The following is a 7,708-nucleotide window of genomic DNA, read 5'->3' on the forward strand; positions in this document are numbered from 1 at the left end:
ACGTGTGCTCTTCCGATCTGGGGCGACCTGCGCCGGCTGCGGACCGCCGCGCACCAGGACCCGGCCGGCGAGCGGCGGCTGCTGACCGCGCTGCCCGGCGTGGACGACGAGGTGGCCGACCTGTTCCTGCGCGAGGCGCAGGCGTTGTGGCGGGAGGCGGCTCCCGTGGCCGACCGTCGGGCCCTCGCGGCGGCCCGGCGGCTGGGGCTGGGTCGCTCCGCCGCCGACCTCGCCGGGTTGGCCGGCGGTGGCGAGTCGGAACGGCTGTCCTGGCTGGTCGGGGCGCTGGCCCGGGTGGATCTCGAACGGCGGTACGCGGAGGTGGCCGGCTGAGCGCGCACGTGCGCCCGGACACACTTCCGCGATTCTCACCCGTTCGGCTGATGTCGCATCGTATGATGATCGTGGCAGCGATGCCCGCCCGGTTCGGGCGAACATCCACCGCCTGGTGGTCGCGACCCGGTTCGGGCGTGAACCGCCAGGGACAGGTGTTGCGAGGCGCCCCAGGTCGCGGTTCGTGGCCCGGGGCGCCCGCCTGTCGACGGGCGCCCTACCGGGCCAGGGTCGCCAGCAGGTTCACCGTCGCGGCGACGATGACCGCGCCGAACAGGTACGACAGCAGCGTCTGGCGCAGTACGGTCCGGCGTACGGCGCGGTCGCCCACGTCGGTGTCGGACACCTGGAACGTCGCCCCCACCGTGAACGCCACGTAGGCGAAGTCCATGAAGTCGGGCGGCTCGTCCTGGTGGAAGTCGATCCCGCCCGGCTCGCCGCCGTAGTAGAGCCGCGCGTACCGGGTGGTGAAGACGGTGTGCACGACGAACCAGGACAGCACCACGCTGAGCACGCCGAGACCGGCGTACCCGACCCGGGCCAGCCCGGGCGGCACCTGACCGGCCGTGGTGAACACCATGCCCACCGCGAGCAGGCTGCCGAGGCACGCGGCCAGCAGCAGCGCGTCGCGCATCGCCCGCCCGGGATCCTCCAGCTTGGCCAGGCGCGCGGTCCGGTCGGCATCCAGGCGGGACAGCCGGGTCCACTCCAACGCCAGCCAGGCCAGGGCGGCGGCGTCCCAGCCCACCAGCGGTGCCAGCACCGGCCGGACCAGCGCCCCGGCGGTGGCGCCGCAGGCGCCGCCGACCAGAGCCATCACGGCGAGCTGGGCCGCGGCCGGCACGTGCTCCGGGACCCGGATCACCGGGCTGCGCGGCACCGCAGCGGTCAGATGCCGCGCAGGTGCTGCGAGACCCGCGGGTGCCGGTCCCGGGCCTGCGCCGCGCGTTGCGACGGGCCCACCTCGGGAGCGGCGTCGATGCCGGCCGACCGGGCCACCTCGGTGCCGTTGGCGTAGTCCACCGGCGGCAGCGCGCGCAGCGCTCGCAACACGTCCGGCGGCGCGCCCTCCCGTTCCGCCTCCCGGATGACGTCGTCCTTCCCGGCCGGGTAGTCCAGCGCGGACAGGTACTCCAGGACATCCGTGTAACTCGCCATCAGTCGGGCTCCTCGCGCCAGTAGTTGGGGTCACGACCGGGCGGCGGATACCCGCCGCGCGGCGGGTCACGCCCCCGACGGCACCCGTTTCCACCGGGCCGGGACGGGTAGCCGCGGGGGGCACCGAAGGGGGTACCACCGATGCACTACCTCACCTTCGTGGGCCGGGTCGCCCGGCTCACCGGCACCGCCGAGGCCCGGGCGGCGACGCTGACCCGGGCCACGCTGGAGACGCTTGCCGAGCGGCTGACCGGCGGCGAGGTGCTGGACCTGGCCGCACAGCTGCCCAAGCCGCTGTGGGGGCTGCTCAGCCCGCACCCGCGTACCGAGGCGGCCGAGCGGTTCGGCGCGGCCGAGTTCGTCGCCCGGGTGGCCCGCCGGGCCGACTGCGACGAGAACACCGCGCGCACCGCGGTGGGGGCCGTGTTCGCCACGCTGCGCGAGGCGATCAGCAGCGGCGAGTTCCAGGACGTGGTGGTGCAGCTGCCCCGGGACTACCGGGACATGGTCGAGCCGGCCCTCGCGCCGGCCGCCACCCGCCGGCGCTGAGCCGTCCGCTCAGCCGACCGTGCCGGCGGCGCGCAGCGCGGCGATCCGGTCGACGTCGAGGCCCGCCTCGGCGAGCACCTCGTCGGTGTGCTCGCCCGGCGCGGGCGGGGGCCGGCGAACCGACGTGGGCGTGCCGGAGAAGCGCGGCGCGGGAGCCGGCTGGGTGACCCCGTCCGGCGCGACGAACACCTCGCGGGCCGCCAGGTGCGGGTGCCGCGGGGCCTCGGCCCAGTCGAGCACCGGGGCGACGCAGGCGTCCGTGCCGTCCAGCAGCGCCGCCCACTCGTCCCTCGTCCGGGTGCGGAACAGTCGCGCCCACGCCGCGCGCAGCGCCGGCCAGGTCGCCGGGTCGTCGCGGTCGGGAGCGTCGTCGCCGTCGAGCGGGAACCCGGTGAGCCGCACGAGTTCGGCGTAGAACTGCGGCTCCAGCGCGCCCACCGCCACGTAGCGGCCGTCGGCGCACTCGTAGGTGTCGTAGAAGGGCGCCCCGCCGTCGAGCAGGTTCACCCCGCGCGGGTCCTGCCAGAGACCGAGCCCGCGCAGCGCGTGGATCTGGGTGGCGAGCACCGACACGCCGTCCACGATGGCCGCGTCGACCACCTGGCCGGACGCGCCGCCGCGCACCGCGTACAGCGCCGCGACGATGCCGAGGGCCAGCATCATGCCGCCGCCGCCGAAGTCGCCGAGCAGGTTCATCGGCGGCACCGGCGGCTCGCCGGCCCGGCCCACGCCGTGCAGCGCGCCGGTCAGCGCCAGGTAGTCGATGTCGTGACCGGCGGTGGAGGCGAGCGGACCGTCCTGCCCCCAGCCGGTCATCCGCCCGTAGACCAGCCGCGGGTTGGCGGCGAGGCAGTCCGCCGGGCTTAGGCCGAGCCGTTCGGCCACCCCGGGCCGGAAACCCTCGACCAGCGCGTCCGCCCCGGCGACCAGGTCGCGCACCAGCTCCCGTCCGGCCGGCTGCTTCAGGTCCACCGCCAGTGACCGGCGGTTGCGGTTGAGCAGGTCGCCGGGGAAGGCGCCGAAGCCGCCGCCGCCGACGCGGTCGACGCGCACCACGTCCGCGCCGAGGTCGGCCAGCATCATGGCGGCGAACGGGCCCGGGCCGATGCCGGCCAGCTCGATCACCCGTACCCCGGTCAGCGGTCCCTGGTTGGTCACCCGCGTCACCCTAGGGGCCCGGGACCCGCGACGCCACGGCCCGGACCTGGACACAGCGGTTGACCAGGGCAATCATCCGTGGCGTGACTTGGCGTCCGGGCCCGGGTTGGCCTAGCCTTGACCCCGCGAGGGGAGTACTTCCCACGAACCATTCCGGTCAGTACGGCGAGCCCCCGGGGCGAGCCTCGGGTGGTTGCCCACGAAACCGTGGGTGAAGGAGACCTCGAACATGCCACGGTGTTCGAGGAGGCCCCATGTCCGAAGTGTCATACCTGTCCGCCGCCGAGCTGACCTCGGTCGGCACGCCCACGCTGTGGGCGGTGACGATCGCCGGCGTGCTCGCCCTGCTGGTGTTGGACTTCCTGGTCACCCGCAAGCCGCACGAGGTCTCCATCCGGGAGGCGCTCGGCTGGTCGGCGTTCTACATCGCCCTGCCGCTGGCCTTCGGCGCCTGGATCTGGTCCCGCTACGGCGGCCAGCAGGGCATCGAGTACCTCACCGGTTACCTGGTCGAGAAGTCGCTCTCGGTCGACAACCTCTTCGTCTTCATGCTGCTGCTGGCCGCGTTCGCGGTGCCGGCCGTGCTCGCCCAGCGGGTGCTGCTCTACGGCATCGCCGGCGCGCTGGTGCTGCGTGCCGTCTTCATCGCGCTGGGCGCCGCCGCCCTGCAGACGCTCGACTTCGCCTTCCTGCTCTTCGCCCTCATCCTGATCGCCACCGCGGTCAAGCTGCTGCGCGACGCCCTCTCCGGGCACGAGCAGGAGGTCGACATCAACAAGATGCGGTCGGTGAAGCTGCTCCGCAAGGTGATGCCGGTGGTCGACGACTACCACGGCACCCGGATGACCATCCGCCAGGGCGGCCGACGGGCGCTCACCCCGTTCGCGCTCGTCGTGGTCGCGGTGCTCGCCACCGACGTGGTCTTCGCGGTCGACTCGGTGCCCGCCGTCTACGGCATCACCGAGGACCCGTACCTGGTCTTCGCCACCAACGCGTTCGCGCTGCTGGGCCTGCGGGCGCTCTACTTCGTCCTGCACGCCGCGCTGAGCCGGCTGGTGCACCTCAGCTACGGCCTGGCGGTCATCCTGGCCTTCATCGGGCTCAAGCTCGGCCTGCACTGGGCGCACGGCATCTGGAAGGGCGTACCGGAGATCCCGACGCTCGCCTCGCTCGGCGTCATCATCGGCGTCCTGGTGGTCGTCACCATCACCAGCCTCCGGGCCACCCGGGACAGCGGCGACGGCGAGCGCACCGTCGTGCAGGAGGTGCAGGGCGGCGGCCCCGCCGGGCACTCCCGCTGAACCTCTGCCCCGGCGGCGTCGGGAGTGGTACGACTGACGGGTGGGAATCGTCTCGCCGGGCTTCCAGGGCCGGCCCCGTTCGTCCGCGCCCGACCTGCCGCCGGGGCAGTACCTCACCGAGGACTTCCCGGTGCTCTCCGCCGGCCCGACGCCCCGGGTGCCGCTGGACACCTGGGAGTTCGTGCTGACCGACGAGACCGGCGCGGAGTACCGCTGGTCGTGGGACGAGCTGATGGGCCTGCCGCAGGACACCCCGACGGTGGACCTGCACTGCGTCACCCGCTGGTCCAAGCTCGGCACCACCTGGCAGGGCGTCTCGCTCGACACGTTGCTCGACGGCGTCGACACCGGCGCCCGCTACGCCCTGGCCCACTCCTACGGTGGCTACACCACCAACCTGCCACTGGACGACCTGCGCGGCGGGCGGGCCTGGGTGGTGCACACGTACGACGGCGGTCCGCTGCCGGCCGAGCACGGCGGCCCGGCCCGGCTGCTCGTCCCGCACCTCTACCTGTGGAAGTCCGCCAAGTGGGTGCACGGGCTCCGGCTGCTGGTCGACGACCGGCCGGGTTTCTGGGAGACCGCCGGCTACCACGACTACGGCGACCCGTGGCGCGAGCAGCGCTACCAGGGCGACTGAGGTGGCGGCCCCGGCCACCGGCCGTCGGGTCGCGCCGCTGACCTGGCGGGTGGCCCGACTGGTCGAGCGGCGGATCGAGACGCCGACCGCCCAGACGTTGGTGCTGGACGTGCCCGGCTGGCCCGGGCACCTGCCCGGCCAGCACGTCGACCTGCGCCTGACCGCCCCCGACGGCTACCAGGCGGCCCGGTCGTACTCGCTCGCCGGCCCGGCCGAGGGGCAGCGGATCGAGGTGACCGTGCAGCGGGTGCCCGACGGTGAGGTGTCGCCGTACCTGGTCGACACCTACGCCGAGGGCGACCCGGTGGAGGTGCGCGGACCGGTCGGCGGCTGGTTCGTCTGGCGCACCGACGAGACCGCGCCGGTGCTGCTGGTGGGCGGCGGTTCCGGGGTGGTGCCGCTGATGGCCATGGTCCGGGCGCGCCGGGCCGCGGGCAGCCGGGTCCCGTTCCGGCTGATCTACTCGGTGCGCACCCCGGACGACGTGATCTACGCCGACGAGCTGCGCCGCCGGGCCCGCGACGACCAGGGCCTGGACGTCGCGTACGTCTACACCCGGCAGGCGCCCGACGGCTGGCGGGGCGAGCCGCACCGGATCGGCCTGGCCGACGTGAACAGCCACGGCTGGCCGCCCGACCTGGAGCCGCTCTGCTACGTCTGCGGTCCCACCGGCTTCGTCGAGACCGTGGCGGACCTGCTGGTGGGGCTGGGCCACCCGACCCGGCGGGTGCGGACCGAACGGTTCGGCCCGACCGGCTGACGATCCGAGGAGAGCGCATGACGGACATGTCCTACCTGGACGGCAACATGCTCGACGGGCCGCTGCGCGAACTCTTCGCGGTCGACCTGAGCAGCACCACCGGGCGGTGCGACAACTGCGGGACGACCGGCCCGATGGCCGGCCTGCACGTCTACTCGCACGCGCCGGGCCTGATCGGACGGTGCCCCGCCTGCACCGGGGTGATGGTGCGCCTGGTCCGCGCGCCGGAGCGGGCCTGGCTGGACCTGCGCGGCACCACCTACCTTCAGGTTCCGATGCCGCTCGACCGCGGGCTCGCGCTCCCGCGCTGACCATCCGGGCCACCGTGCGGGGCAAGTCTTGGTGATGGCTTTACCCGCCCTTAGCCGAGCACCGGCGACGCTGCTCCCTGCCCGCACCGGCGACGGACCGGTGCGGGTCCATCCGTACGGGGAGCAGACATGCGAATGCGTACCCTCGGCGTGCCGGTCCTGGCGGCCACGCTGACGATCGTCCTCAACCCGGTGGGCGCCACGGCGGCCACCGCCAGCTTCGGTCCGCGACTCGACGTGCCGGCCGGGGAGTTCGCCCACTACGTCGCCGCCGGTGATCTGGACGGCGACGGCCGGCCGGACATGGCAGTGGCCAGCGGGACGTCCGGCACCGTGTCGGTACGGCTCAGCCGGGACGGTGGCTTCCGGGCCAGGCCCGACGTCCCCACTCCCAGCCGCCCGATGACCGTGGACATCGCCGACGTGACCGGCGACGGGCGCCCGGACCTGGTCACCGCTGACCTCGGCGGCACCGTGTCGGTGCACCCGGGGCGCGGCGACGGCCGCTTCCGCGCGGCCCGGTCGATCGACCTCGGCGGCTCCAGCAACCCCTGGGGCGTGGACGCGGCCGACCTGGACGGCGACCGCGACCTGGACCTCGTGGTAGGCCTGACCGGGTCGCCGGAGATCCACGTGTTCCGCAACGACGGGCGGGGCCGCTTCACCGCCGGCCAGATCGTCGAGTTCGGCTACGGCGACTTCAACGCCGTACGGGTCGCCGACCTGAACTCCGACGGGCGGGCCGACCTGGTCGCCACCGAAACGCTCGCGAGCAGGCTGGCGGTCCTGCTGGGCACCGGGCCGGCCACCTTCGGCGAACCGCAACGGATCAACCTGATCAACGACACCAGCCCGGCGGTGCTCGGCGACTACGACTCCGACGGCGTGCTGGACATCGTCGCGTCCCGTCGCGGAAGCTTCGCCGACAGCGGCTGGCTGCTGCACGGCAACGGCGACGGCACGTTCGCCGAGCCGGTCACCATTCCGGTCCGATGGTCCGAGACCGCGACCGGCGGCGACTTCGACGGCGACGGGCGGGCCGACGTCGCCTTCGCCACCGCCTCGGTGGTGTTCGTCCTGCTCGGCAACGGCGACGGTACCTTCCAGGAGGCGCTGGAACTGCCGGTGGACGGCCAGGTGGGGGTGCCGGCGGCGGCGGACTTCAACGGTGACGGCAAGGACGACCTGGCCGTGCCCAACGGGTACGGGCTGCCGAGCACCGTCTGGGTCTTCCCGACGACCTAACGCGTCACGGTCAACCGGCCCACCTGGGTCGGCGCCGGTTCGGCGTGGTTGCCCGTTCCGATCCGCGGGGGAGCGGCCGGTACCGCAGCGGGGGCCGGCCGCGACGCCCCGGTCGACCGGCCGCCTCGCCAGCGGCGGCGCAGCCTCGCGGCCAACTGGCCCACGGTCACCGGCACCACCGACAGGACGAGTTGGCCGTTGCGCGGGTCCACGGTCGCGGCCACCCCGTACAGCCGGGCGCCGTGGCGCAGCA

The 7,708-nt window shown here is 74.2% G+C and carries 9 protein-coding genes and 1 pseudogene; 6 read left to right on the plus strand and 4 right to left on the minus strand.

The features are described from left to right. Positions 1-550: 550 nt before the first annotated feature. Together HUW36_RS20950 and HUW36_RS20955 are read right to left on the minus strand one after the other, a co-directional pair. Entirely contained in the window at positions 551-1,213 is a 663-nt protein-coding gene (locus tag HUW36_RS20950; RefSeq protein ID WP_174529720.1) for a DUF1345 domain-containing protein, read from the minus strand. Between the two features lie 8 nt (positions 1,214-1,221). Beyond that, positions 1,222-1,491, minus strand: coding sequence for a DUF2795 domain-containing protein (locus HUW36_RS20955; protein ID WP_174529721.1), 270 nt, complete (start codon positions 1,489-1,491; stop codon positions 1,222-1,224). Positions 1,492-1,632: 141 nt separating this feature from the next. On the opposite strand from HUW36_RS20955, the gene HUW36_RS20960 reads away from it, so the two are divergent. Beyond that, complete coding sequence (locus tag HUW36_RS20960) at positions 1,633-2,040, plus strand: DUF2267 domain-containing protein (protein ID WP_174529722.1); 408 nt, start codon at positions 1,633-1,635, stop codon at positions 2,038-2,040. Positions 2,041-2,049: 9 nt separating this feature from the next. Here the strand turns inward: HUW36_RS20960 and HUW36_RS20965 are convergent, their stop codons facing one another. Next, positions 2,050-3,207: a CaiB/BaiF CoA transferase family protein gene (locus HUW36_RS20965; protein ID WP_281357546.1), complete on the minus strand. Its 1,158-nt coding sequence runs from the start codon at positions 3,205-3,207 to the stop codon at positions 2,050-2,052. A gap of 245 nt (positions 3,208-3,452) precedes the next feature. Between HUW36_RS20965 and HUW36_RS20970 the strand changes: the two genes are divergently transcribed. The 5 genes from HUW36_RS20970 (at position 3,453) to HUW36_RS20990 (ending at position 7,455) form a co-directional block, all read left to right on the plus strand. Next, entirely contained in the window at positions 3,453-4,499 is a 1,047-nt protein-coding gene (locus HUW36_RS20970) for a TerC/Alx family metal homeostasis membrane protein (RefSeq protein WP_174529724.1), read from the plus strand. A 40-nt stretch (positions 4,500-4,539) separates the two neighbouring features. After that, positions 4,540-5,139 carry a sulfite oxidase-like oxidoreductase gene (locus HUW36_RS20975; RefSeq protein WP_174529725.1) on the plus strand — a complete coding sequence of 200 codons (600 nt, stop codon included), beginning with the start codon at positions 4,540-4,542 and terminating at the stop codon, positions 5,137-5,139. Position 5,140: 1 nt separating this feature from the next. Further along, complete coding sequence (locus HUW36_RS20980; protein WP_174529726.1) at positions 5,141-5,899, plus strand: ferredoxin reductase; 759 nt, start codon at positions 5,141-5,143, stop codon at positions 5,897-5,899. 17 nt (positions 5,900-5,916) lie between these two features. Further along, positions 5,917-6,210 carry a DUF6510 family protein gene (locus HUW36_RS20985; protein ID WP_174529727.1) on the plus strand — a complete coding sequence of 98 codons (294 nt, stop codon included), beginning with the start codon at positions 5,917-5,919 and terminating at the stop codon, positions 6,208-6,210. Positions 6,211-6,339: 129 nt separating this feature from the next. Then, positions 6,340-7,455, plus strand: coding sequence for an FG-GAP repeat domain-containing protein (locus HUW36_RS20990; RefSeq protein WP_174529728.1), 1,116 nt, complete (start codon positions 6,340-6,342; stop codon positions 7,453-7,455). Here the strand turns inward: HUW36_RS20990 and HUW36_RS34125 are convergent. Beyond that, a pseudogene (locus tag HUW36_RS34125) lies at positions 7,452-7,708 on the minus strand (hypothetical protein); the annotation flags it as partial. The gene HUW36_RS20990 and the pseudogene HUW36_RS34125 overlap by 4 nt on opposite strands.

Source organism: Micromonospora maritima (genome assembly GCF_902825405.1).
Lineage (GTDB): Bacteria > Actinomycetota > Actinomycetes > Mycobacteriales > Micromonosporaceae > Micromonospora > Micromonospora maritima.

Excerpts from the sequence above, each read along its gene's own strand:
- HUW36_RS20955 (WP_174529721.1), bottom strand. The coding sequence starts at position 1,491 with ATGGCGAGTTACACGGATGTCCTGGAGTACCTGTCCGCGCTGGACTAC.
- HUW36_RS20985 (WP_174529727.1), top strand. The coding sequence starts at position 5,917 with ATGACGGACATGTCCTACCTGGACGGCAACATGCTCGACGGGCCGCTG.
- HUW36_RS20960 (WP_174529722.1), top strand. The coding sequence starts at position 1,633 with ATGCACTACCTCACCTTCGTGGGCCGGGTCGCCCGGCTCACCGGCACC.
- HUW36_RS20970 (WP_174529724.1), top strand. The coding sequence starts at position 3,453 with ATGTCCGAAGTGTCATACCTGTCCGCCGCCGAGCTGACCTCGGTCGGC.
- HUW36_RS20990 (WP_174529728.1), top strand. The coding sequence starts at position 6,340 with ATGCGAATGCGTACCCTCGGCGTGCCGGTCCTGGCGGCCACGCTGACG.